The sequence below is a fragment of the Flaviramulus sp. genome (assembly GCF_982512915.1).
Map to the genome: position 1 here is coordinate 11,651 of NZ_CEWOCJ010000020.1, position 25,933 is coordinate 37,583.

13 protein-coding genes are annotated in these 25,933 nt (G+C 32.3%); 1 reads left to right on the plus strand and 12 read right to left on the minus strand.

Annotation, left to right across the window (positions count from 1 at the left end):
• Nucleotides 1-9 precede the first annotated feature (9 nt).
• From AC1XJX_RS11510 to AC1XJX_RS11525, 4 genes are all read right to left on the minus strand, one after another.
• Complete coding sequence (locus AC1XJX_RS11510) at nucleotides 10-8,526, minus strand: T9SS type A sorting domain-containing protein (protein ID WP_482004132.1); 8,517 nt, start codon at nucleotides 8,524-8,526, stop codon at nucleotides 10-12.
• Between the two features lie 13 nt (nucleotides 8,527-8,539).
• Nucleotides 8,540-9,460, minus strand: a complete 921-nt coding sequence (locus AC1XJX_RS11515; RefSeq protein WP_482004133.1) for a tail fiber protein — start codon at nucleotides 9,458-9,460, stop codon at nucleotides 8,540-8,542.
• A 115-nt stretch (nucleotides 9,461-9,575) separates the two neighbouring features.
• Entirely contained in the window at nucleotides 9,576-10,508 is a 933-nt protein-coding gene (locus AC1XJX_RS11520) for a tail fiber protein (protein ID WP_482004134.1), read from the minus strand.
• A 434-nt stretch (nucleotides 10,509-10,942) separates the two neighbouring features.
• Nucleotides 10,943-12,679 (minus strand): hypothetical protein, encoded by a 1,737-nt coding sequence (locus tag AC1XJX_RS11525; RefSeq protein ID WP_482004135.1) that lies wholly within the window; start codon nucleotides 12,677-12,679, stop codon nucleotides 10,943-10,945.
• Nucleotides 12,680-14,077: 1,398 nt separating this feature from the next.
• Here AC1XJX_RS11525 and AC1XJX_RS11530 point away from each other — a divergent pair.
• Nucleotides 14,078-14,773: an aspartate/glutamate racemase family protein gene (locus AC1XJX_RS11530; RefSeq protein WP_482004136.1), complete on the plus strand. Its 696-nt coding sequence runs from the start codon at nucleotides 14,078-14,080 to the stop codon at nucleotides 14,771-14,773.
• Between the two features lie 591 nt (nucleotides 14,774-15,364).
• On the opposite strand, the gene pckA is transcribed toward AC1XJX_RS11530, so the two are convergent.
• The 8 genes from pckA to AC1XJX_RS11570 are packed head-to-tail and all read right to left on the minus strand — an operon-like array spanning nucleotide 15,365 to nucleotide 25,744.
• Nucleotides 15,365-16,975, minus strand: coding sequence for a phosphoenolpyruvate carboxykinase (ATP) (gene pckA / locus AC1XJX_RS11535; protein ID WP_482004137.1), 1,611 nt, complete (start codon nucleotides 16,973-16,975; stop codon nucleotides 15,365-15,367).
• Nucleotides 16,976-16,981: 6 nt separating this feature from the next.
• Nucleotides 16,982-18,127: a T9SS type A sorting domain-containing protein gene (locus AC1XJX_RS11540; RefSeq protein ID WP_482004138.1), complete on the minus strand. Its 1,146-nt coding sequence runs from the start codon at nucleotides 18,125-18,127 to the stop codon at nucleotides 16,982-16,984.
• Nucleotides 18,128-19,342: a hypothetical protein gene (locus AC1XJX_RS11545; RefSeq protein ID WP_482004139.1), complete on the minus strand. Its 1,215-nt coding sequence runs from the start codon at nucleotides 19,340-19,342 to the stop codon at nucleotides 18,128-18,130.
• 19 nt (nucleotides 19,343-19,361) lie between these two features.
• Nucleotides 19,362-20,894, minus strand: a complete 1,533-nt coding sequence (locus tag AC1XJX_RS11550) for a M14 family metallopeptidase (protein ID WP_482004140.1) — start codon at nucleotides 20,892-20,894, stop codon at nucleotides 19,362-19,364.
• Nucleotides 20,895-20,897: 3 nt separating this feature from the next.
• Nucleotides 20,898-22,205 carry a porin gene (locus tag AC1XJX_RS11555; protein WP_482004141.1) on the minus strand — a complete coding sequence of 436 codons (1,308 nt, stop codon included), beginning with the start codon at nucleotides 22,203-22,205 and terminating at the stop codon, nucleotides 20,898-20,900.
• Nucleotides 22,206-22,219: 14 nt separating this feature from the next.
• Nucleotides 22,220-23,362, minus strand: a complete 1,143-nt coding sequence (gene iadA, locus AC1XJX_RS11560) for a beta-aspartyl-peptidase (RefSeq protein WP_482004142.1) — start codon at nucleotides 23,360-23,362, stop codon at nucleotides 22,220-22,222.
• A 4-nt stretch (nucleotides 23,363-23,366) separates the two neighbouring features.
• Nucleotides 23,367-24,728, minus strand: coding sequence for a C4-dicarboxylate transporter DcuC (gene dcuC, locus AC1XJX_RS11565; protein WP_482004143.1), 1,362 nt, complete (start codon nucleotides 24,726-24,728; stop codon nucleotides 23,367-23,369).
• A 17-nt stretch (nucleotides 24,729-24,745) separates the two neighbouring features.
• Entirely contained in the window at nucleotides 24,746-25,744 is a 999-nt protein-coding gene (locus AC1XJX_RS11570; protein ID WP_482004144.1) for a lamin tail domain-containing protein, read from the minus strand.
• Nucleotides 25,745-25,933: the final 189 nt, after the last annotated feature.

Sequence of the window (25,933 nt, forward strand, 5' to 3'; positions counted from 1 at the left end):
TATTTTTAACTAGTTCTTAATAATTTTATTAATTACAAAATCTTCATCTGTTATAAAGTGCATTAAATATATACCACTGCTAATTTCAGGCTGAACAGAAATAGTATTTAAACCCTCTGATACTTTAAAGTTTTTGTTATAAACTAACTGACCTGTTACAGAATATATCTTTACAACAGCTGTTTGGCTTTTGTTTGCCTTAATTGAAAAAGAAAAAGCATCACTAAACGGATTTGGATATAAACCCATATCGGTATTATTTTCTCTTAAATCTATTGGATTATCAAAAGTTCCAAGTATGGCATCTTTGCTGAAATTAATTTTTTTGCTAGTAGGCTTTATCTCAGAATCATTTTTTACATAAAATTCTAATTCTTCGTTACCTTCACCATAAACGGTTATAAAGCTTAATTCTTTATTACCATAAACAGCCTTTTTAGATTTACCTTTTAATGTGTGCTCTAAATCATAAACTAACAATTCATTATATCCATCAGGAAGTAAAACAATGGCATTCATATTGTTTGCATATTTTGTAAACTCTGAAGCTATTTTTTCTTGCTTGAATTCAACTGTGTTTTGGTTTGCGTTTTTATTTAAATTTCCAAAGTTTTTAGGATATTGAAGTTCTTGACCCAAACCAGACTTTAGCATATAGCCTTTGCTATCCTCTAAATAACTTAAAGACCCAATCCAACCATTAAATTCATCATAAATAGCAAATAAATTTTGCGATTTAATAACATCTCCCGGTGTTGCTTGGTACAACGACATGGCTTCGTTTATAGCCATATTAGCTGGCAAAGTATAAGGTAACCAGTTCCAATCTAATGTTACAGGAAAATTCCAAGTATTAATATTTACTGGTGTTCCTTTTATTTTTAATGATTGTTGGTTGTTTAAAAAGACCTTATACATTTTATTAACCGATAGACCTCCTTGTACGCTAACGGTACCACTCCAACCAAAACCATCTGTATAGGTTTCTAGCTGTGAAGGCACATTACTTAATATCCTATCATCCGTTGCTAAAACCATATTACTGGTTAGTGTATTAATATCGTTAAAATTATCATCGGCCACGTTAAATGAAACCCAAGTCCATCCCCTATTGAAAAGCAAATCTTGCTCTACAGCGCTGGTGTTTTCAAAAAGTATCGGGTTTATTAAATTTCCTTGAATATCATTCGATATAAATGGTATTGAAAGTGCACCATCAATAGTAGACTGTAATACTTTACCTTTAGTAGCATCCCAAATTCTAAAATCTAAAGCTTCGCCACTTGGATTATTACTGTAAATGGTTAAAAATATATAGTGTTGTTGGTACGATGCATTATATACCAAATTCGCTACACCTCGTACCTCATCATTATAAAACACACCAATTCTATCATATATATCATCAGAAAAGATACCATCAACTTTAATTCTACCTACAATATTAGAACTGTATGCATAGTCATTAGCGTTTACAACCCAATTAGGTTCTTTTTCTAATACTCTTAAAGTAATTGGTAGTTTTTGATTAAAACCATAATCAGTTTCCAAAAACAAGGTTTCATTATAAATACCTGCTGGCAACTCATTATCAATAGAAACCGTTATTATCTTTTTACTATCTGGTGATAAAGAACCTGAACTGCTACTTAATTGCATCCAGCTAGGTAAATTGGTAATGGCAAAGGGTTGTGAAGTCCCTCCACTATTTATTAATGTAATTTCAAAAGTTTGTGCATCACCATTATATTTAACTAGGTCTACAACCTCTGTAAAACCATCTACAAACCAGCTTACTTCATTTTTTTGTACATAAGCCGTCCATGTTATAGGCGATTCTTGTTGGTTATTTGCCGAATCAAACATTCCGGAAACCGTAATATCTAAAATTTGACCTTCTAAAACAGCCCAATCGGAGATAACAGGATCTATAATCATATCGTCTTGATTAATCACATGATTAACTTGAAAATTAATTAAGGCTCTGGCAGGCTTAATAGCAGGTGCATCGTTTGTATAACTTACCGTACCATTAACTAATTTGGCATCACTTGGCAAATTATCAGGCCCTGTTGATGCATGAAAATAACGCGGTCCATTTCCATTGGTTGGATCAGGTTCATTCATGGTTGCATAGAGCATAAGACCTGTACTTTGGTTGTTTACCTCGTTAAAACGATCTCTACTAATTTGGTCTAGGTTTCTAACACTATTCCATAACCTAAATTCATCAATTTTTCCAGTAAAATGCCTGTCAAAGGTTTCAATATTAGCTAAATCAATATGGCCTCTGGCTCCTAACCAAACTTTATTGCCCGAAAAACCACCTATAGCGCTTACCGGATTAGAGCTTACTTGTTTGGCATCTACATAGGTTCTTAAAAGCCCAGATCTATTAAGTAACAAGGCTACATGATGCCAACTATTATCGGCAACACTTTTTGTAGTAAGTTGATACGATACGCCTTCACTTTCAAAGGTTAAGTTACCCGTATTATTCATATTAATAGCCCATTTATTAGTTAATCCATTGGATTGAACAGGGTCTGTACCATCGCCTTTTCCGTTAGAAAATACGGTAGCTTCTTGTGCCAAATTGGTTTTTAACCAAAAGGAAATAGTAGCATCCATTGCTTTAGTGAGTTGCACAGAACCTACATTATCTAATTCCAGATAATGATTGTTTGCAAACTCATAAGAGGTACCCTTTGGTTTTATATCCCAGTTGGTATTTACACTAGCATGTTTATACGACGCTAAATCATAAGCAATATTGCCACGACCTTCATCCATAGGCCAATAGCCTAAAAGATTAGCTTCATTACCAATAATTTTAGTATAAATATTGGCATAAGCATTGGCTAGCGTTAAGCTCTTACTCCACAATCTCAAATCATGAATGTTACCCACAAAGGTATTGCCTCCAATAATTAAAGCATTGCTATTGGTAAATTGTATCGTATTCAATCCTGTTTCACCGCCAATTTCTTTATCATCCGCGTAAATACTTAAACTTCCTGTATCATTATTAAAGGTGATGGTATAATGATGAAACAAGTTGTCTGAAGCTATAGGACCCGTAGCGGTAAGACCTCCTAATGTGGCTGCCATTTCTCCATTTACTATACCAATATTTAAACCTTCTTGTTGCGAAAAAATGGTGGCATTTGAAGCTACCGTAGCGTTTTTCATCCAGAATTCTAACGAGAAATCTCCTGTTACAATTCTTGGTTTCTCAATACTTACGGTATTATTTGCGCCTTCAAAATACAAAGACACGTTATTGTTTATAGGTAATTGGTTGGTAGCTCCTGTAATTTCTATTTTACTACCTGCCGAGTTGAAGAAAATATCTTCATTAAAGCTAACTCTTAAATCTTCACCAGCACCTAATATGCCATCTGTAGGTAAAGGCGTTCCAAAACGCACAGGCGCATTTAAATCTACCCTTCCTGTTATAACTTCAGATACAAACTGCGTACCATTGGTACAGGTACTTCTTGCTCGTAATTGATAATTACCATCTGGTAAGCTTAAACCAACAATATCAAAAGCAAACGATGGTTTATCGGTATTATCTATTAATGTAATAGCTTGTTCACCAGCAGTATCTGCAGCATCAAACTCTTCTTGACTTCCGTAATAGGTTTGTAACTTTGTCCAGGTAGATGAAGAGGCTAAACGGTACTCCAAATCAATTTTCTTGAAACTATTAAACGCCACATTAAACCCTGTTATCTCTACAGGTAATTTATTTATGGTACCATCTGTATTAAAGGCAGCACGGTTATTAAACACCCAATTATCTAAAGGTGCTTTTAATGCTACCTCTGTACAAGAAGGTGCAAACTTTGCGGTAACAAATACATCTGAATAAACATTAGCATCACACCTAGATTCTAATACTACTCTAATATTCTCATAATCATAAACATCGGATACAGATTTACCCAAGGTCATTTTATAAGGCACAGACTGTCCATAAGGCACAAATACCACCGTACCATTTTGTTCTATGTTTATTAGCGCATTATCCGGATTGGTTAAATTATCTACATATAAGGTAAAATATTGATCTGTTTCAGAAGCACTGTTGTTTTTAATAATTAAATCAAACTCAGCCTTACTGCTTTCTGGCACATTACTAACGCTAGCAACAGTAACCAGTATTTCTGGCACCTCGGCACGTTGTGTGGCAAAACTTAGTTCTTCTTGTTCTTCTACTGGTAGTGCTTCAATTTGAGTGGCTTGCGCATCATAATCTGCATGGTTATAAAACACAGAGCGCTCTGCACCTTCATAAGGGCATGAGGTTACACCACCTATGGTGCTAAAAATAGGCCCATTTCCATCATACAAATTAACCACATCTACACTTAAGGAATTGGCCTTATCATTGTCTTTTAACGTATAGCTTATAGTAGTGGTGCTTGTGGTTTCTTCTTTAATACTTTGCGTAGAAGTATAATCAGAAAAAGATTTCACTGTAAATTCAAAGCCAGTTTCATTCACACTAGCTCCCATTTGAGCTGCAACTTCAGTAGCGATATTTAAATTAATAGTTTTAGACCTGCCTGCTACAATTGAAGTTTCAACACTTCTTGTAAATTCACCTACACCGGCATCAAAAGAAATATTAGAATCAAAATTAGTATCTAATTCATTTTTAATGTTATTCGATTCGACAATCCTGTTTTCCAAAATTGATTTTCCACCTAATGTTAAATTTCCATCATTAATAATTGTAATAAGCTCATTATTATAGTTGTTAATAATATCTATTAAGCTCGACTTATAAGTCTCTCTGTCATTTTTTACCAAATATTTACTACGCTCATTTTCTAAAATAATCTCGCGCCATAATCTAATAGATTCCGTATAATAAGATTGCTCTTGAATACCATCTGCATTTGGATCATAATTAGCAAGAATAGATTCGTAAGTCGGAATCAAAGATTCTAAAATATACTTTTGGGAAAACACAAAGAAAGTATCTGAAGGCTCTTCACTAAAGTAAAAAGCTTTTGCTGGGTATACGTAAACTGTATCACCACTACTATTCATTAAGGGCAAATAGTCGCTTTCGCTTATGCCGGCCTTTAGTGTACTGGAAGCCTGAATATCATTATATGAACCATAAGAGTAGTTTTTAGATTGCCCTATGTACAAATCACCGTCTGCACCTACATACAAAGGATCATCACTGGTAGAAATGGTTTGGTTAAACGTATATGTTTTTGTTAAATCTCTACCGGTTGAGGAAGTGGTAGATACCTCAATTCCATATTCTAAACTATTTTGTAATTTAGTTTCTGTAATTGGTCCTGCTAAACCACCTCCTACTTTAATTTCTACACCCAACATTAATTTATTTGTACCACCTGCTCCTGTTTTATTATCATTCGAAAGTTCAGTGGTAAAGCTCACACTCTGCCCACTTTCAATGGATGCAAAGCTATTGGAACCTGGAGGGTCTCGTAAAATAATATCGGGAGTATCTGGTGCTGTAAGAAAATTACTACTTCCATCTGATTCACCACCCAAAACAATCCCCTCATTAGCATACTCATTTTCTACAGCGTATGCAATATTATTTAAAACATATTGAATAGTTAGGGTGTTTGTAAACGGAGGCGCAATATTTGTGGGTCCTGCTTTATATTTATAATTAATAATACTGGCATCACTTGCATCTCGCTCAACGAGTTCAGAATCTGGTAGTGCCATATTATTGGTAATATTAAGCAATCCATCCGTTACAGGAACAATATCCTCTTTAGGGGTTTGCGCGTCATAATTGGTATATTTTTCGAAACTTCTTAATACTATTTCATAATCACCAAACTGATTATATACTGGATAGTTAAACTGTTCGGTACTAAACATTTGGCCATCAACTTCAATTTCTATTTCTGATGACTGACTTAGAACGCGCAGAACTGGTGTGCTTCTGTAAGTAAAACTTTTCTCATAGTTGTAAGGTTCTCCGGTTTCTACAGTCCCATCGGGGTATTCAAACTCAGGGTAGGTTACATCATTAACTTCAGAAAAAACCAAGTCTAAATCAGAATCTAATAGTTCTATATTATCATTATTTTGTGCTATTTTAAGACCTTTTGTTTGTGATAATTGGTATTTAAGTGGCATTACGTCCACTCTATATTCTCCAGTTTCACTATGTGTTAAAAAATTAAACTCTGTAGATTCAAGACTTACATTACTTCCAGGAGTAATGTAACCCAATGTAATATTTGCAACGCCAATATTGTTTATAGAGCTTATTGTAAGGGTTTCTGGGGTATCGTTATTATCTATGTATTTTTTAAACAAGCCATTGTGCCCAAAACCTATGGGCTTTTGAGCCTCAACAGTACCTCCAACCACACGACCTACAACAGTTACTCGAGTTTTATCTATAAAAACAACTTGGTTTTCGCTGTCTTGAAAAAATTCTACAAAGTTATTATCCGGATTTGTAGAAGCTTCTGGGTATCTGCCATTATACTCAAACACATGGCCGTCTTTTTTAACGGTAATATAATGGTTACCTATGGGTACATTAATACTAAAGCTACCATATCCATCGGTTTCTACCGGGATATTATTTTGGTCTAAAACAATTTGCCCATCAATATACACATTGGCACCTTCTAGGTAAATAGGGGCATATTCTTTAAAAACATCATCCTCTTTAATATCCACTGTCGCGTTATCATCTAACCAATATTCGCCCTTGGCATACGATTTACCTGAAACAGCATCTAGGTACGTATTATATCCATCTTGGGTAATACCTTGTACATTAACATTAGGTACAGAAGCCACCTTTGGTAAAAAAACGCCTCGGGTATCGTACAGCACTTTACCTTTAAAAATAAACGACGATTTATCTTTAAAATTAACATCATTAACTACGGTAGAGCCCTCTCCTAAATACACAATTTTTTGGCTAGGCTCAAATTTATGTAAGCCATACGATGGTGTTATGGTAAAAGATTCGCCTGTACCAGAATATGGAATCGCAGATATTTCGTAATTTCCATTTGCATCGGTAACTCCTAGCACACCCAATTGGCTTGCCGTTGGTATATTGCCTGCGCCAGAAACCCATAGCACGTTATTAGTACCAGATGTATTTACCAAAGCGCCATGGTTTTTATTATAATTAAACCCGTTTCTGGAATAATCGTAAGCAAAATTACCCAAACCTTCTTCGGCTCTTATATACGATACCAACCTAGAATCGTTACCACTTATGTAGCGCTTATAATCGGTTCTTATTTTTGCATTTGATAACGCTGCTTTCCAGATTCTAATTTCATCAAAAAAAGCATTTCCGTTACCACCTATAAGTACAGTATTCCATAAGTCTAGGTTAACATTGGTAACTAAATCTATTGTTTTAGTAGGTAAAACTACACCAAAGGTTTCATAGAGTTTGGTTATTACACCATTTTGATTAGCTCCTTCAATTTTTTTAACTAAAGTTTCATAAGCAGCATCCATTTGGCGGCCATTAATAAATAATTTGGGCACAGCACCATTTTCTAGTACTACCGAAATATGGATATAATTGGAGCTAAAATTAGATATGGCTACCAACTCATCATCACCGCGTGCATTTATGACTCCTGTAGGATAAAAATCTTTAATACTAAAAACAGCATCATCTACTGTTACCTCTATACTGTTTGAAGCCTCTAAATGTTCTACCAAAACTGTTTTTAAATTACCTTCATTTTTTAATGTAAAGGCACTAAATGCCGTATTTGGATTTTCGGGTTTTATCCAAGCTTGCAATGTTGCGGCTTTATCTATTGGTTTATTTAAACGTAATATATCTAAAGAACCCCCACTTTTAATATTAATTGCTGCACCTAAATTAACATTAGCACCATCAGCATTAGCTGTTACTGTAACATCGGGCACAGGGCTACCACCATCATAATTTACATTACCCGTAACTACTGCTGTTGGGCTTCTAAACCCAACGCCTGTAATGTATTTTTGCAAATACGCATCGCCATCTACACCAACGGCTTCAACCTTATATTCATAAAGGGTACCACCATCTACATACTTATCTTCGTATTCTGTTACATCTTTAGATACCGATGCTAATTTTACCCAATTAATTAAGTTTGAAGCGCTCGAATACTCGCGCCTACTAATTTCAATACGGCTTATAATATCGTAATTAGAGCGTAAAACCCATTTTAATAATATTTTATCGCCAAAAAAGCCTTTTGAAATATCAAACGACTCCTCTTCTTCTGAAAACGTATCGTATAGGTATAAAATATCCCATGGAAAACGAATATAGGCGTAATCATTACCTATAAAATTAGCATCTTTAGCAGGTGCTACAAAGGGTAAACCCACTTGTATGGTATAGGTACTCCTATCTGCAGGATCTGTTTTTTGGTCCGTTAGGGCTCCTGTAAATAGAATAGGCCCTTTATTATTTTGCGCCCAAAGCCCATTGGCCAGTAGGCCAAAGGCTATAAGTAGTAATATTTTTTTCATAATAACCATTTTATTATAGTTTTATTAAATAATTAACACCATAGTTTATGGGTCTGGATTCTGATCCTTTAGGATTTATAGAACCAGTAATAGGGTGAGTGTGACCGCCTGCAATAGAGGATGGTTTATCATCAGATCCGTCATTATTTGCTGCGGTAGTGGCTTCATAATAAGCGTCACCACCATCAGCATTACTGCTAAGATTGACAGTACCAATACCAGCATATGTTGTAGCCCTATCTTTAATTAAATTAGTAGTATGATTATGCGATCCTGCACTGCTAGTACTTAAAGTAAACTGATGGTCATGAAATAGATTATCATCCTGTTGTCTTGTGTTAAGGTCTGGCCCAAAGTTATTTGAGTAGCCACTTACTGTATTTGCACCAGCTCCCCTTAAAAAAAAACCTCTCAAATCTGGTGCAAAATTACTTCCTAAAAGGGCTTTTAATGCAGTAGCATTTGCAGGCAAAGCATCGCCATTACATAAAGCCCAGCCATTGGGCACTACACTTCCTGCAAAAGACATAATAGCTCCTGTAGGCACGCCATTATTTGCCGATATAGCGTATGGTACGTGTGGTAATAAAGATTCAGAAATTATCAAGGAGCCTCTTGTTATTCTTAGACTTACGGGATTATTTGAAAATTGCGCATTATTACCAGAACCTGGGTCTATAATGGTTGAAAAAACGCCAAAACCATCTGTTACTACAGATTTAGTAATAGAGGTACCAACTGCTGTTTCACCCGAGTTGGTGGTATAATAAAATGTAAAAGTTAAGTCTATTGTTTTGTTTTGTATAGCGGTATTATTTTCATCCCGCACAATACCCTGTGCAGCTATGCCTGCAGAAGTAAATTGTGCTTGTGCAAAAGTTGCAATCGTTAAACATACAAATAATAGGGTTAGGCAAAATTGTTTTGTTTTCATCTTAAATATTTTTAAAAAATTAATTGGTTCATGTTTTATGTTTTGTGCCCACAGCGCTTTGGCTAGTAAGCCAAAGGCTATAAATAGTTGTGTTTTTTTTGTAATAGCCCTTGTATTATAGTTTTATTATATAATTAACACCATAGTTTACGGGTCTGGATTCTCCTCCTACAGGAGTTAGAGAACCACTAATAGTGTGAGTATGAGCTACTGCCACAGAGGATGGTTTATCATCTGATCCGTCATTATTTGCTACGGTAGTAGCTAGATAATAGGGGAAACCACCATCTTCATTGGTGCTAAGTTGGTCTAGACCATTAGGAGAATATGTCGTAAATCTATCCTTAATTAAATTAGTAGTATGAGAATGCGATCCTGAATCACTAGCCTCTAAAGAAAAATCATGGTTATGACGTAGCATATCATCCTGTTGTCTTGTGTTAATAGAGTTGGGCCCTGCGTGACCTTCGAAACTTGTGAAGCCAGCTACTGTATTTTTACCAACTCCCCTTAAAAAAAAACCTCTCAAATCTGGTGCATTATTACTTGCTAAAAGGGCTTTTAATTCAGTAGCATTTGCAGGCAACGCAGCGCCATTACATAAAGCCCAGCCATTGGGCGCTACACTTCCTGCAAAAGGCATAATAAAACCTGTTGGTACGCCATTATTTGCTGCTATAGCGTATGGTACGTTTTGCAATAAAGATTCAGAAATTATAAAAGAGCCTTTTGTTATTCTGAGACTTACGGGATTATTTGAAAATTGCAGACTGTTACCAGTACCTGGGTCTATAATGCTTGAAAAAACGCCAAAACCATCTGTTACCACAGATTTAGTAATAGGGGTACCAACGGCTGTTTCAACCGAGTTTGTGGTATAATAAAATGTAAAAGTTAAGTCTATTGTTCTGTTTTGTATGGCGGTATTATTTTCATCCCGCACAATACCTTGTACAGCTATACCTGCAGAGGTAAATTGTGCTTGTGCAAAAGTTGCAATGGATAAGCATACAAATAATAGGATTAGGCAAAATTGTTTTGTTTTCATCTTAAATATTTTAAAAAAAATTAATTGGTTCATGATATATGGTAGCAAAAATATGCCGCCTTTTTATAAAAAAACCCCATTTGTGAGTGACAAAAAAGTGACATTTTACTAAAATTCATCGATGTAAGGGTGTTTTTTGAGACCAACTACTTTAAGATGTATTACATAAAAAAAGCCTTTTTAAACGCCTTAAAATATGGTATGATATTTACACTTTAAGTTATATGTAAGTAGTAAAAATGATTTGATGGGTGGTAAAAAAACTAGCAGAACTTTTAGTTTTTAAAATAAAAGTGATACTGTTTTAAAACGCTAAATGGATACAAAAAAAGGAAAGCTAAACAGTAACTTTAAAATGTGCGTTGATTATTTTATAATAAAACAACATAAGGATACATATAATGATTGTTAAAACCAGAGCCAACAAAAAGTTTTTATATGGCTAATACGTATGTTTTAAATGAATTAATACCATTTATGCTAAGTTTACGCATAACCCTGCTGCGAGTTTGCCTAACACTGTTAATGTTTACACCTAATAAACCAGAAATTTCATTATCGGGAAGATTTAGTAGTGTAAAACAGAATAATAGCGTTTCAGATTTGGTTAAATTAGCATGTATTTCTTTTAAACGAATTAAATAACCTGGGTAACTTTTAGTAAACAGATTTTTAAAATCATCTAACTGTTTCGTAGTATACATTTTACTGATAGTTAAATTTGCATTTAAAGATTCTTTTAGCATGGATTTAACAAAGCCATCCAGTTTTTGCTTCGATTTATTTAATTGGCCCTGTAAATCTGTTTTTTCTTCTTGAATTTTAACTATTTTTAATTTTTCCTTTTTAATATAAAGAACAACAATTATGCCTAATAAAGACATTACTATAATACCTGCAAGTAGAATTATGATATATTTTTGAATCTGTTGTTTGTGTTGTTCCTGTAATTGCTTAGCTTTTAATAAATCGACTTTACGAATGTTTAACTCAATTGAGGTTTCTGCATCAAAACCTGAAACGGTAGCAAATTCTGTATTTAATTTATTGTTTACATAACTAGCAGAATCTGCGTAGATTAATGTTTTTTTTGCGTTTCCTTTTGCAGCGTACCATTTGCTTAATTGTTTGTAAACAGGCTCCATTCTGCGTAAATCGTTTATCTTACGTGCATTGGCCAATGCCTGAAACAAGAGGGTTTCTGCTTTGGCATTATTACCCAATTGAAGATAGATATCTGACAATAATACCAAGGCATTTGAGGCATTACCATAGCTATTTACACTTAAACACATCTCCGCATCTTCTCGTATTAAAGGGAGTGCAGCTTGTAACTCACCTTGTTTGTATAAAATTTCGCCACTATTACCATTAACGACTTTAAGCATTACAGAATCTTTAGTGACAATGGCCTTTTCTTTAGCGATTTTGTAGTAATAATAGGCTGAATCTAAAACACCTAGTTTGCTATAGACTAGACCCAAATTATTGAATGATAGCGCCTTTTCTGAATTAAATTTCGTGTTTATGGCTTCTTTAAAAAAAAATTTGCTCATGTTAAAGCGTTGTTTCTTATAAGCATAGCCCCCTAAGACAAATGCTATATCATATTCAATTTCTGGGTCTGAAATGCCATTTCTAAGCAGGTAACGCGCATAAAATAGCTGGTATATGCCTTCACTAAATTTATCAGAATTCATTAAAGCTAAACCTAAGAGACACTTAAATTGTACTTGCATGGGTTTGTTATTAGCTTCGGTAATGCTATCTAACTCTAATAATCGTTGTATCCTAAATTCGGGCGTTAGGTTTGATAGGTTGTATTTTAGATTAAGTAGTTCCATTTCTAGAGCTAAATCGGAATCACCTTGCTGCTTTGCAAATAACTGAATGGTGTTTAATAAAGCGACTATTTTATCCTTATCATAGTTTGTAATACTTACAAAATTAATACCCTTTAACTTGTTTCTGCGTTCTTTTGCACTTAGATTTAGTAAGGCACCATTATTTGGAATACCTAGTTGTGCTCTAAGAGAAAGGTTTTTAAACCCTGATAAACTATCGGCGTTTATAGTGGTTTGTGCTTGTAATAAATTAGCCGCCAGGGCTATAATTAAAACCTTAGTACCTTTTTTTAAAATACCGCTTATTTTACTAATCGCTATATTCATTTAAAACTTAACTTTTTTAAGCTTTTCGCGTTATTTGTATTTAATGAAGATTGCCTTAAAAAAATATAGATATAAAATATTAGGATTAGACACCTTTAAATCTATATTAAGCTAACTACATTAAACGTATTAACTTTACATTACTTAAGGAGTAAAACTATCAAATAGCACTTTAGAGAAATATAGAATTTCGCTGAAAAAACATTAACAATAGACGGATGGTATGTAGCGATAGTTTATATATACTAATATATCGACAAACTGTAAAAGCTTATAATTGGTTTGGTGGTTTAGTTTGGGAAAACAGAACTTAGTTACATGGTTATTAGAGGAATTTAAAACTATTTATTTAAAGTAATTTAATAGACCACTTAATAAGTTTATTTGAGTTTTGGATAGTTTGTAACTCGTTACACATAGCACAAACCTTATATTATATAGATGTTATAAATAACTCTTTACTAAGAATTAAGAATAAAAATGCTGGTTTAGTACTTAAAATTTTAAAAATCTCAAGACTTATTTCTTTATATATAGCTTCTTGTTTAGGCTCATCAATTTTATTAATTTAAAATAAGAGTTTATAAATGGTTGCATAAATTGAGATAATGCGCTTGTTAACACTACTTAAATAGAAGGATACCAAAAGCTAATTTATTAATTCTTAAAACCTCATTTACTAGAAAACGGTGTTAAAATTTTTGGTAAAAATAAATTTAGGACTATAAATAAAATGTGGCATCCAAATACTTTTAGGCAAATAGAAGAAAATGAAATAATCACTTTGGCTTAGAAATCAAGAATAACAATTAAAACAACAAAACCAAACTTAAGTCTTTACATTCCCCACCGATTGGGATTAAACTGTTAAGTTTAGTATTGTTTTTATTAGTGAAGTAAAAAAAATAATTATTAAAAAAAACCAAGACTTAAGTAGGTTTAGTCTTGGTAGATTTGGGGTTTTATAACTAACTAAATTATGATAGATTTGGGTTATCTAATTCGATGTATCAAATATAAAACTATTTTTCATTAAATAAGATTAAATGCAAATAAAATCGATGAAATACATATTATTTTAACATTTTTATAAAAATCTTTAAAATAACATGAAACAAAATTAATGAGGTCTCTATTCTTATTAGTTTATATTAAGTTGTTTTTTTAAGAGTTATGATCTTATTTTTTTAATATGTTTAATTAGGAGTTTTATACTATTTAACTTGTTTTTGTTTAAAAAAAGAAGCTTCTTAAATTAAGATTAGAAAAATTTAACTCCAAATATTTATAATTATATAATAAATAAAAGATAATTGACAATCATTATTTTTTGTATTTTAATTAAATATTACAATCCCTGACTCAGGATAGATAAACAATTTGAAAAAATAAAATAATATGAAAACATTAGGGTTAATAGGTGGAATTAGTTGGGTATCAACAATAGATTATTACACACAAATAAATCAAGGAATAAATGATAAATTAGGTAAACTTAATTATGCAGAATGTATAATATATTCATTCAATTTTCAGAATATTAAGGATAATAATGATACAAATAATTGGGAATCCACTCTTAAAATGGTAGTAGCTGCTGCTAAAAATTTAGAAAATAGTGGCGCTAAAGGTATTGTTCTTTGTGCAAATACTATGCATATAATAGCTGATAGATTAGAAAAAGAAATAAATATTCCTTTAATCCATATAGCTACTTCTACTGCTATTGAGATTAAAAAAAATGGATTAAAAAAAATTGGCCTTCTAGGAACAAAATTTACTATGGAATACGATTTTTTTAAATCAAAGTTAATTGAATTTGGAATTGATATCATAATTCCTCAGAATCTATCGGATAAAGAATTTATAAATAATACCATTTTTGATGAGTTAGCCAAGGGTATAATTAAAAGAGAATCTAAAGAACGTTTTTTATCAATAATAGAACAATTAAAAATTGATGGTGCCCAGGGTATTATAGCTGGTTGTACTGAAATACCATTAATTATTAATGAAAATGATATTGATATACCTTTTTTTAACACAACCCAAATACATTCGAAGGCCGCAGTTGAATTTGCGCTACAAGAATAAAAAATTTGATTATCAGTTTATAACTTATATTGTATGTAAGAACATATTTTTACAATAATCTTACCAAAAAATATTTAAAATTTGTTAAGGATAATTTTTCCTGATGTATTAAAACTTACTAATCCAAATTGAGATAATTCATCAACAAAATTAAAAATTTGATTAGTATTACCTCTTTTCAACAAAAATATAATTACTACTAACTTCAATAATTTTTGCTTTATGATTATCAATTATAAGTTGAACACTTTCATGATTGATATAATAATTATAAGAGATTTTGAAAAAAGCTAATTCTTTATAAATTGATTCTTTTTCATTGAATATAATTAGTTAATCATCTGATTCATTAATTAAATTCTTCTAGTTATTAATTTTAACTGTTTTTTTCAACCGAAAATGAGACACCTTGTTTTTATTAACTAAATAATTTAAAAGATTTGCAGTATTAAATTGACTAAAGAAATAAAAAAAGGATAAATCTCTTTTTACAATCTATTAAGTTATTTTCGAAATAGGTTTTAAACTTTTTTAGTGAGATTTAGAAAATTTATTTCTATTATTCATATCATATTGTATTTAAAAACATGATTAAAACCCATACCGCTGTGGACCTCCTCTGCGTATCTCTTCACTAGCAAATCCTTCAAACTTCTCAAAGTTTTTTCTAAATGCATTTGATAACTCAAAGGCTGTTTTATAGTAAGCTTCGTCGTTATTCCATGTCGTTCTAGGGCTTAATAATTCAGTTGGAACACCAGGGCAAGATCTAGGTTGTGCAACACCAAAAACTGAATGTATATGATAATTTTCGTATGTGTAATCCTTTAAATCTCCAGTTAATACAGCATTAATCATTGCTCTTGTAAATTTCAAAGGCATTCGTTTACCAACACCATATTTGCCACCTGACCATCCTGTGTTTACTAACCATACATTTACGCCTGCTTCCTTCATTTTTTCACTTAACATTTGAGCATATCTCCCTGGATGTAAAGGCATAAAAGGTGCTCCAAAACATGCAGAAAAACTTGGTATAGGTTCTGTTACTCCCGCTTCAGTTCCTGCAACTTTTGCAGTATAACCAGATATAAAATGATATGCTGCTTGTGCTGGAGTTAATTTAGATATTGGAGGCAAAACTCCAAAGGCATCAGCGGTTAAAAAAAAAATATTTTTTGGGTTTTTTCCAATAGAAGGTTGTTTTATATTATCTATATGATAAATAGGATAACTAACTCGCGTATTTTCTGTGATAGATGTATCCGAAAAATCGATAATACCTCTACTATTAATTACCACATTTTCTAAAAGAGCACCGTTTTTAATGGCTGCGTAAATTTCTGGCTCCTTTTCTTTAGATAAGTCAATTACTTTTGCATAACACCCCCCCTCAAAATTAAAAATAGTATTTTCAGAAGTCCACCCATGCTCATCATCGCCAATTAAACTTCTATTTGAATCTGTCGATAGCGTTGTCTTGCCTGTTCCTGATAGCCCAAAAAAAATAGCTGTATCTCCTGCTTCACCCACATTTGCAGAACAATGCATTGGTAACGTGTTTTTGTAAATAGGAAGAATAAAATTTAAGACAGAAAAAATGCCTTTTTTAATTTCACCTGTATATCCTGTACCACCTATTAAAGCTATTTTTTTACTAAAATTTAAGATTGTAAAATTATGTTGTCGAGTACCATCCATTTCTGGATTTGCAATAAAGCCAGGTGCATTAATTACAGTCCATTCTGGATAAAAAGTCTCCAATTCTTTTTCTGTTGGACGTAAAAACATATTATAAGCAAACATGTTGCTCCAAGGATATTCATTTACAACTCTAATATTTAGTTTGTAATGTTCATCTGCACAAGCATAACTATCTCTTACAAAAATTTCTTTTTTCGATAAATAATCTGTTACTCTATTATACAATGCATCAAATTTTTCTGTATCAAAAGGAATATTGATATTACTCCACCAAACTTCATCCTTTGTAAGGTTGTCTTTTACAATAAAACGGTCTTTTGGAGAACGACCTGTAAACTCTCCTGTATTCACAGCAATTGCTCCTAAATGAGATACTTTTCCTTGATATCTTGCAATAATTTCATTATGTAATTGTTCTGATGATAGTTGGTAGTTAATTTTTGAGTTTTTAATACCCAAATAATCTAAAGCGATAGTTATAACTTTTGTGTTATACATTAATTTTTATTTTTTGATTAATTTTTTTGTAGTTGAGAATGTATCTGACTGTATCTTTATTAAATAAATCCCAGGAATAAGATTAGAGATATTTAAAATGCGGTTTTCAATTATTTTTTTGACTATCTCCTCTCCGAATATATTGAAAACAGAAACTGAAATTGGAGTATTTAGTTTTGTACTAAATTTCACAAAATTTGAAGATGTTGGATTTGGATAAATATTAAATGATTTTGATGTTAGATAATCTTGATTAGAAAGTGTGCTGTTTAAAATAAATTGCAAGGCATCATTTGCCATTAACTGTGCGTCATGACCAATACCAGTAATTTCATGTTTTTCCCAATTAAAAGGGACACTCATACTTAATGACGTTGTTTGACTTGTGTTAAAAAAATATCTTCCCCTAGCCAAACGATACAATCCCTGCTGAGTATCAACAACAATATTGTGCCTTAATCCTGCTGAATTAGGATCGATGTCATCTAACCCTAAGTGAACAATAAGCTTTTTGGAAAATGCGTCGGTTAAAGTCTCGTTTAATAATTGTCCTTCATTTAATCCATAAGGAAAATTATAAGTGTATTCAGGCACCGTATACCAGCCAGAATTTGAACAAACTGCAATATACAATTTGCTATTAGGTAGGTATTCAACAAATCGATGTAAAAATTGTGCACCTCCTGAATGCCCCCATGCATTATATACTTCTTGAATGCTTGAGACATCAGCTTTAATATATTCAAAAAGAGGGTCAATTATAGAAAAAGTCCATTCATTTATAGGATTATAAGTGGCTAAACTTGGATTATCTCCATCATCAAAAATGTTTCCTGACTGGTATTGATCTCCTGTTGGATAATATGTATCTGAAAATTCAGGAGCAAATACCATAAAACCATTAGCATCTGCCATAGAAATCCAAAAATCTCTATAATCGGCTCCATTTCTACTAGCACCATGAAAGGAAAATAAAATAGGCATAGTATTTATATCTCCTGTTGGAATATGATAAAAGACTTCAACAGGTTTTGTATTTAAAGGAGCTGTTGGAATATAAGTAAATGAACCTGTAGTATTTGGTCTTAATATTTGTCCAAAACACAAAGTAAAATTAATTATAAAAACAAAGATTATTAACTTTCTATGCATCTAGAAAACAATCTGCATAACAAATTCTCCAATAGTTTGATTGCTAGCATTTGAATAGTCAATGCTTGAAATGGAAGCTTGCATTTTCAAATTGTTATTATTAAAATATTTTGTGAGTCCAAATGTAAAACTATTTGAATCTTGCATTAAAGAGTTTAAATTAGCTTTATATTCTGGCTTAGAACTTTCATATCTAAAATCAAAACTTAGTCCTTTTGCAGTTACATAACCAGCCTGAAAATTATAACTATCTCCTATTAATAAATACTCACTAATTTGTTGAGGTGCCAATATCTGTGTTGCAGTGGCATCAATAAAGGTTGTATTTAAACCACTTGCGCTTGCATTAGCATATTCTCCTAAAAATGAGAATCCTTGGTATTTCAATAAAAAATCAAGATAAACTTGTGAATAGTCTGGAAGATTATTAAGACCATTAGCATTGTATAACAAAAAATTTCCATGACCTTCGCCGTTAGCATTACTTACCCCTGTATTTTGACTTATTGCTGCACCAATAACAAATTTTAAGCTTTGTTCATGTGCTAAATCGGCACTTAAATTATCATTGCCTTCAGAGAAATAACCAAATGGATACAAGTCTAAACGCCCTCCAATTTTTAATCCTCCTAGATCTGTATCTCTAGAATCAGCACCAAAAGAATTTCTTCCATCTCCAGAGGTTAATGCAGCCATAGGCACTATACCAAATTTGTTACCAAACTTACTTTCCATGAACAGACCAAATTCTCGTCCTGTTCTACTTAATGTTTGACTCAATAAACTACGGTCTGTAAACTGTAATTTATCTTCTCTAAATGTCATCTCTCGATTATTTAGAAAGGTTTGTTTTTGCCCAACAGTTATAGTTATTTTGCTTGTAGGATGATACGCAACCCAAGCATCTAATAATGGCTGTGAAAGACTATAATCCGTCTGAATTAGAAAACTTACCTTTTCTTTTACAGCTGTTCCTGAAATTATTAAATAAGCTCTTTTAGCACTGAATTCATTATCAGATTTTTGCCCTTCAAGTTTACTGTATTTGTATGTGGGTTGGATAAATCCACCAAAATTAAATTGGTAATCCCCTTCGTTAAAGGAAAAATTTAAACCGCTACCAAGGTCAAAACTTGCTTGGTTTTTGTCACTCTCTTGGGCATTTAACAGTATGGTTATACAGAAAAATAGGATTAATAATGACAGTTTTTTCATTTGTTTATTTTTTGTATTGTTAATTTAATAATCTATAAATGGGTAATGTGTCTAATTTTTCGGTTTCTAAAACACCAAAACTCACAAAGCTGTTTGGCGCTTCTGGTTCTAAAAGTTCTATAATTAAATTAGCTCTTTTTTGATTCATTGGAATCTTAAAGGTTCCTTGCGGAAAGCTTAATTTTTCTGAGTTTAAAACCGTTTCAACAGTTTGTAAATTCATTTTTTCATATTTTTCAGAATCTCGCTGATATTCTGAAACCGTAAAACTTTCTACTTCTAATTCAGTGTCTTCGCTTAAAGATTCAATAGTTATACCTAAAATCTTTAGCTTTTCAATAATTTCAGCTTGATTTTTATCAATAACATACGCTTTAGGGCGCTTTCTTACCAGTTCAGGTTTAGATTGTAAGGCGTCTCTTATGGTTATCTCTAAATCAATCAAATCGTTTGTATCTAAATCAATAGTTTGTATACTGCTAGTATAAATTGTTTTGGAACTCGTTACAATCGCATCATTGTTTAGTGAATTTGCTTTGGCTATTTCTTCTTTAACTAAAGCTATATTGTTATAGGCTGTTTCTAAATAATTAATAGCAATTAAAAACGTAACGTTTATGCGTCTTTTAAAAGAAGTTCTACCTATTCCAACACCTCTTATTTCAAATAATGTTGAAATCATATTGTTCAAGGCATAATTAGTGGCGCTTGAACGGGCGTTATTGGACCCTTGATTAAAGTGTATTTCTCCACCATATGTTTGAGTTGTGATGTAGTCGTGTTGTCTTAATCCATTATTTTCAAGAACTTTTCTGGCATTTTCTACAAAAAGCGTATTTGTAAGTGTTCTTAAATTTTCAGGCACATTTAAATTTCCGCTGTATAAAAACATGGCATCATAGGCAGATGTTATCCCGAAAGAGCTCATTCTTGCAAAATCTTTACGGTATGGTCTGTATTCATGAAAATCTAAACCTAATTCAGGATTAAAATCTGTAAACGCTTTCTTAATCACCAGTGTTTCAGACGCCATTAATTTAGTTTGATCTCGGTTTAAATCGAGACCATTGGCGGCGTATCTATCTTGCTTTAAATAGCCATCAATATTCGCCATGGGAATAACGGCTAAGTCTAAACTGTCTAATAAATATGTGTATTTTGAATCATTTAAAAGTTTATTTAACAAGTAGAGAACGCCTTCTGTGCTTGCTGGTTCATCTCCATGTAGCCCACCTTGTATCCAAACTTTAAGTTTTTCATTGGAATTCATATTTGTTAAACGAACCATTGGAATTTGTTTTCCTTTTTGAGATTCGCCAATATATGAAAGCTGAATTTTTTCTGGATGTTGAGCAACTAACATTTCTAAATAAGATGTTAGCTCTTCATAATCTGTAAATCCTTTTTTCTTTTGAAGTGCCGGAGTAATGTCTTCAATAAAATCTGCGTCTGGAAAGAATTTTTCTGTAATCTTTTTTGATTGCGGATTTAATTGACCCAACATACATGTCGTGTAAAAAAATAAAGCTAATATGATAGGTTGTTTAAGCATTATTTAAAATGAAACGGTTAGCATTATTCTTAATAAAGTTTCATCTCCAGGTAATGGATTACCATTGTTATCATTAATTCCAAGGCTACCATCCACATAGGTATAATCTGCCTGAATTTTTGCGCCGTAATTTCTACCCAAATATTTACTTACGCCAAAGGTGTAGTAATTAGGGCGGTTATAAAAAGTGGCGTTATTCAAGAATGAATTCTCATCAGCTTTAAGATGTGTATAACGGCCATCAATGGAGAAACCACTTTTAAAAATATATCCCATTTGAAAGTTAAAAGCTTCTCCAAGCATCATTCTTCCTTTTACATAATTTTCAACATCTTGAACTCCATTAACATCAAAAACAGTTGAGGTTGTTCCATCATTTCTAACTCGTTGTGTAATATCTGTTGGAACTGTGGTTTTAGATTTTACATATTCACCTAAGGCAGAAAATCCGTTATATTTAAATAAGAAGTCTACGCCATATTTTGTATAATCAGGAAGCGATTCTTCATCGTTATCATTTAGGTACAGAATGGTTCCGCTTTCTCTACCTCTTCTACTGCTCATGCCGTTATTATGACTGAAATTTGCCCCAATGACTAATTTAGGAGCATTTTCTCTTACAATGTCTGTTTGTCTGAACTGACCAAAGTTTGTGAATAGACCAAAAGGCAAATAATCTATACGACCACCAACTTTTACACCTCCGTAATCAGCTCTAAAAACATTACCGCCATCTCCATTTGTTAAAACAAAATAAGGTCTTAAATACGATCCGAAACCAGCTTTAAAATTCCCTTGAAGAAATAACCCAAACTCACGAATGGAAGCAAATGCCGAGGTTAGAGGGCTACGTTCTACTAACTGAAGTGATCTAGAGTCCATAAAGAGCTCCCTGTTATCTGTGTAGGTTGAACGTTGACCGAATGTGGCTGTAATTCTATTTGTTATATCGTAAGAAACATAAGCATCCAATAAATAATTGCTTGTGGTAGTAATATCGGCTTCAGAGGTGCCACTTAAATCTACTTGAAAGCGATAATTAAATCTTTGATTTCCTGAATTGCCATCAATTCTTAAACGCAACCGGCGCATCCTAAATCGATTAAACGAACTATTTTCTTCAACATCTGTTTGGTGCTGAGTTTCCATGTAGGGCTGAATGAAACCGCTTAATCTGATTTTATAATCCCCTTCACCTGAAAAATTTAATCCTTCACCAAATCTGTAAGTATCAAGTTTTATTTCTTGAGCATATACAAATGCAAATGATAGTAGTAAGAGACTAACGCTAATGATTTTATGAATCTTCATGCTTTTTATTATTATTATTCAAATACTCCTTTAACTATAATGTTACCGTTGTCCATCATATGTTTGCCGTTGGCAAAGACATCTTTTAAATTCAAATCATCATCAAAACAACATAAATCAGCATCCATTCCAACTTCAATTTTTCCTTTATTTTTTAAACCTAAATTATTTGCAGGATTGGTTGTAATAATCTTAAAGGCCTCTTCAATAGGCATGCCTCCTTTTTTAACAAGCAATCTAACTTCTTCCAGATTTGAGTTAATAGGGGCTTTTCTTATACCAATGGCATTTCCTTGGTTATCAAATTTTGTTAAACCCGCATGACCGTCGGTACTAAAAGTTATGTTGTCAATATTAGCACCTTGTTCTAAAGCATACAAGACAGACTTATAAGGGTCAGTATATTTTGAAGCCCCTGTGGTTATATCAATCATACCACCAAGCTTGGCAAATTCAATAGCCTGGTCAAAAAGCTCTTTAGTGCGCCCTACATGAGTTGGTGAAATATGTTTTATGGGAAATTTATAATCGTTCACTAATTCAAATAATATGTCTAATTTAGAATCTAAATTTCCAAGATGTACATGCAATATGCCTTTCTTTTTACCTATAAATCCTCCAACCATAATATCGCGAAGCTTTCTTACTAACTCTAAAGCAGTTGGATAAGACGATCTAATATCGCTTATGGCAATTTTACAGCCTAAAACTTTATCAATAAAAATCATATCACCTTGTATGCTATCAGTAATGGTCATGGAATCTATACCATAATAACCAGAGTACATATAAGCAGAAATTCCTTCTTCCTCCAGAGCTTTTGCTTTGCTGTAAAGGGTTCTTATATTTCTTGCAGTACCATCAGTTCCTAATAAGCCAACTACAGTGGTGCTTCCGCATGCAATTAATTCACTTAGGTTAACTTCTGGTGTCATAGACGAAAAACCTTCTTTTCCTCCGGCACCAATAATATGAATATGCTGATCTATTAACCCTGGTGTTACAACCTTTCCTTTAGCGTCCCAAACGTCAGCTATTTTTCTGAAAGCATCTAGATTATCTTCAACAGCAATAATTTTTTTCCCTGCAATAAGAAGGTCTTTTTTACCTAAATATTTTGGTGTATATAAATTTGTATTTTTAATTAATTTCAACATAAAATTATATATAATGAAATGATAGCATTAATACTAATGCTACAACTAATGGTATTAAATTTCTCTTTACTATAGCTATAGTTGTCACATCTGCTATAGCTGCTGTCGCAATAATAACACCTGCCACTGGAGATACAGTTCTTCCCATGGATGCTGATAGTTGCATAGGCAAAATGATTGAAGTGCTTTCAACTCCTAATTTACCAGCTATTTTAGGAATTAAAGGGCCAAATGCAAAGAATGCCGCATTACCACTTCCCATAAGCATGGATGCCAAAAAGATCATGATGGTCATCACAATTCCTATTCCTATTGCTGCAAAACCAAAGTTTTGGGCTACATCTAACAACCCATCAATAAATCCTAAACTTATAAGCCCTTTAGCAAAAATATCTGCAGTAATAATTAACGTTACAACTGATTTAAAAATATTTCCCATGCCATTCCAAAAAACAGTAAATGAGTTAAATACTTCTTTTAAATTTCTAACTCTAATAAGTTCAAAAACCAAAGCAACAAACAAACTTATAAACATGGCAGTAGTAGTATGCAATGTTATGGGGGATTCAAAAAAACTAAAAATTTCAGAGAAAACAATCAAAAGTATGATGGGTAATATTGGAATTATAGCATATATTAATGGTGCTTTTAACTCTTTTTTTTCAACATCTTTATTGTTTTGTGTTGTTTGTTCCCTTTTGTCAAAATAACGATTTACAAAATAATAAGTAATCATCATAGACACACTTAGTGGTAAAACCAGAGGTATTTGATGATTTAGAAAATAAAATACAGAATCTATTTTTGCGATACCAATTGCGCTAGCAGTTATTGCTGAAGCTGGACCAATACCAAAGGCCGTTGTTGCTGTAATTACTGAAACTGCAGATAATCTACTTACACCTAAGTTAACTAAAATTGGAAATAATGATGCCATTAAAAGTAAACCTAAACCTGCTGCAGAAGGGATAGCTACAAATAAAAGTTGACCAATAGGAATTACTAAGGATGCAGCCAAATATGGCTTTTTCTTAAATAATTTAAGTGGTTTCATCGAAACATGAACCAAGGCATCAGAAGCTCCAATTTTATCAATATAAGCAACAAAACCACCAATAGCCATAATCATTAATCCAACACCAGCATTTGTTTTACTAAAAGATTCTTCTATATATCTAAATAAATCAAATCCTGAAAAACCAGTTGATTCTTTTAATTCAGGCAATTTATAATTTAAAAATTCTGCTACTACCAACATTAATAATCCAGATACTAATAAAATAGCATGAGGATTATATTTTTTCAACAAAAAATTTGCAGTAAAAAATATAAATACAAGTGATAGCATAGCTCCTAAATAGTGCATAATTTTTTTGTTTTTAATTAGAAGGAAGTACCATCTAATTTAGTTCCAGGAGAAAACAATCTTCCTTCAGCTTCAGTAATAGTGGTATGCTGAGCAAAATCTCCAGTAAGGTCAGGGTTTCTAGTATAAGATTCGTCTGGATTACCTGATAAACCTGCTAAATCAAATACAACTACTTCATTACCATTGGCATCTCTCACAGTTACCGTATCTCCTGCATTACTAATATTAATTTGTCCTTCTGAAGCTACTTGAACAATAGCACCACCAAAGCTTCCTGAAGGGGAACCACCACCAAATAATACCAAAACTCCATTTTTAGGTACAACAGTACCTGATGGAAATGTATGTCTTAAAGCACTAGCGTCTGAAACTGTATAACCAGAAATATCTAATTCTGTACCAGAATTATAAAATTCTATAAATTCGTCTTGATTTGCGTCTCTTACTCCATCACCATTGGCATCTCCGGGCAAATTAGCTGCTGGATCATACAAAACTTCATTAATTAAAAACCCTAAAAATGGACAACCATTGTTATTTATATCTCCTGCCACATTTGGACAATCATCATTAGCATCTAAAACGCCATCCCCATCTGAATCTGAATCATCATCTAAAACAGAAATATAAATTTCAGAATTACTTAATATAAGTACATTTTTCACAGTTCCTAGTGATATATTTAGTGTTTCAACACCTTCAATTATATTATCTTGAATTCCAGTAATAGTAATACTACCTGAATTGTTACCAGAATTTATTGTTATATTCGGAGTACTTAAACTGAAATCACTACCATCTGTTGCGGTACCAGATAATACTAAAGGCACAGTTAATGATTGATTAACCTTTGTGTTAACTGAAACAGTAACAGTAATATAACCATTGTCTTCACTTAAATTGACGCTACTTGCTGTTAGCTCAATACTTGGTAAAATATCATCAGTGGTGCAAGAAGTAATACTTATTAATAAAGAGAAACAAAAAAATAATTTTATGAGATTAGATGTCATGCCCATTGTTTTGACTTTTAATTTATAAATGAAATTAGTATGTAAATTTATAATAATGATATTTTAAAAAAAGATACCAGATTATATAAAAATGTAATACCAATTACAAAGATTAAACCTTTTTAAGAATAATTTACTTTTATAAAAAAAAGGCACTTATATAAAGCACCTTTTTTTTAAAGAATTATA

Coding starts and splice junctions, on each gene's coding strand:
- dcuC (WP_482004143.1), bottom strand. CDS start 24,728: ATGCACTATTTAGGAGCTATGCTATCACTTGTATTTATATTTTTTACT.
- AC1XJX_RS11570 (WP_482004144.1), bottom strand. CDS start 25,744: ATGACATCTAATCTCATAAAATTATTTTTTTGTTTCTCTTTATTAATA.
- AC1XJX_RS11555 (WP_482004141.1), bottom strand. CDS start 22,205: ATGAAGATTCATAAAATCATTAGCGTTAGTCTCTTACTACTATCATTT.
- AC1XJX_RS11515 (WP_482004133.1), bottom strand. CDS start 9,460: ATGAAAACAAAACAATTTTGCCTAACCCTATTATTTGTATGTTTAACG.
- AC1XJX_RS11550 (WP_482004140.1), bottom strand. CDS start 20,894: ATGCTTAAACAACCTATCATATTAGCTTTATTTTTTTACACGACATGT.
- iadA (WP_482004142.1), bottom strand. CDS start 23,362: ATGTTGAAATTAATTAAAAATACAAATTTATATACACCAAAATATTTA.
- AC1XJX_RS11545 (WP_482004139.1), bottom strand. CDS start 19,342: ATGAAAAAACTGTCATTATTAATCCTATTTTTCTGTATAACCATACTG.
- AC1XJX_RS11510 (WP_482004132.1), bottom strand. CDS start 8,526: ATGAAAAAAATATTACTACTTATAGCCTTTGGCCTACTGGCCAATGGG.
- pckA (WP_482004137.1), bottom strand. CDS start 16,975: ATGTATAACACAAAAGTTATAACTATCGCTTTAGATTATTTGGGTATT.
- AC1XJX_RS11525 (WP_482004135.1), bottom strand. CDS start 12,679: ATGAATATAGCGATTAGTAAAATAAGCGGTATTTTAAAAAAAGGTACT.
- AC1XJX_RS11540 (WP_482004138.1), bottom strand. CDS start 18,127: ATGCATAGAAAGTTAATAATCTTTGTTTTTATAATTAATTTTACTTTG.
- AC1XJX_RS11520 (WP_482004134.1), bottom strand. CDS start 10,508: ATGAAAACAAAACAATTTTGCCTAATCCTATTATTTGTATGCTTATCC.
- AC1XJX_RS11530 (WP_482004136.1), top strand. CDS start 14,078: ATGAAAACATTAGGGTTAATAGGTGGAATTAGTTGGGTATCAACAATA.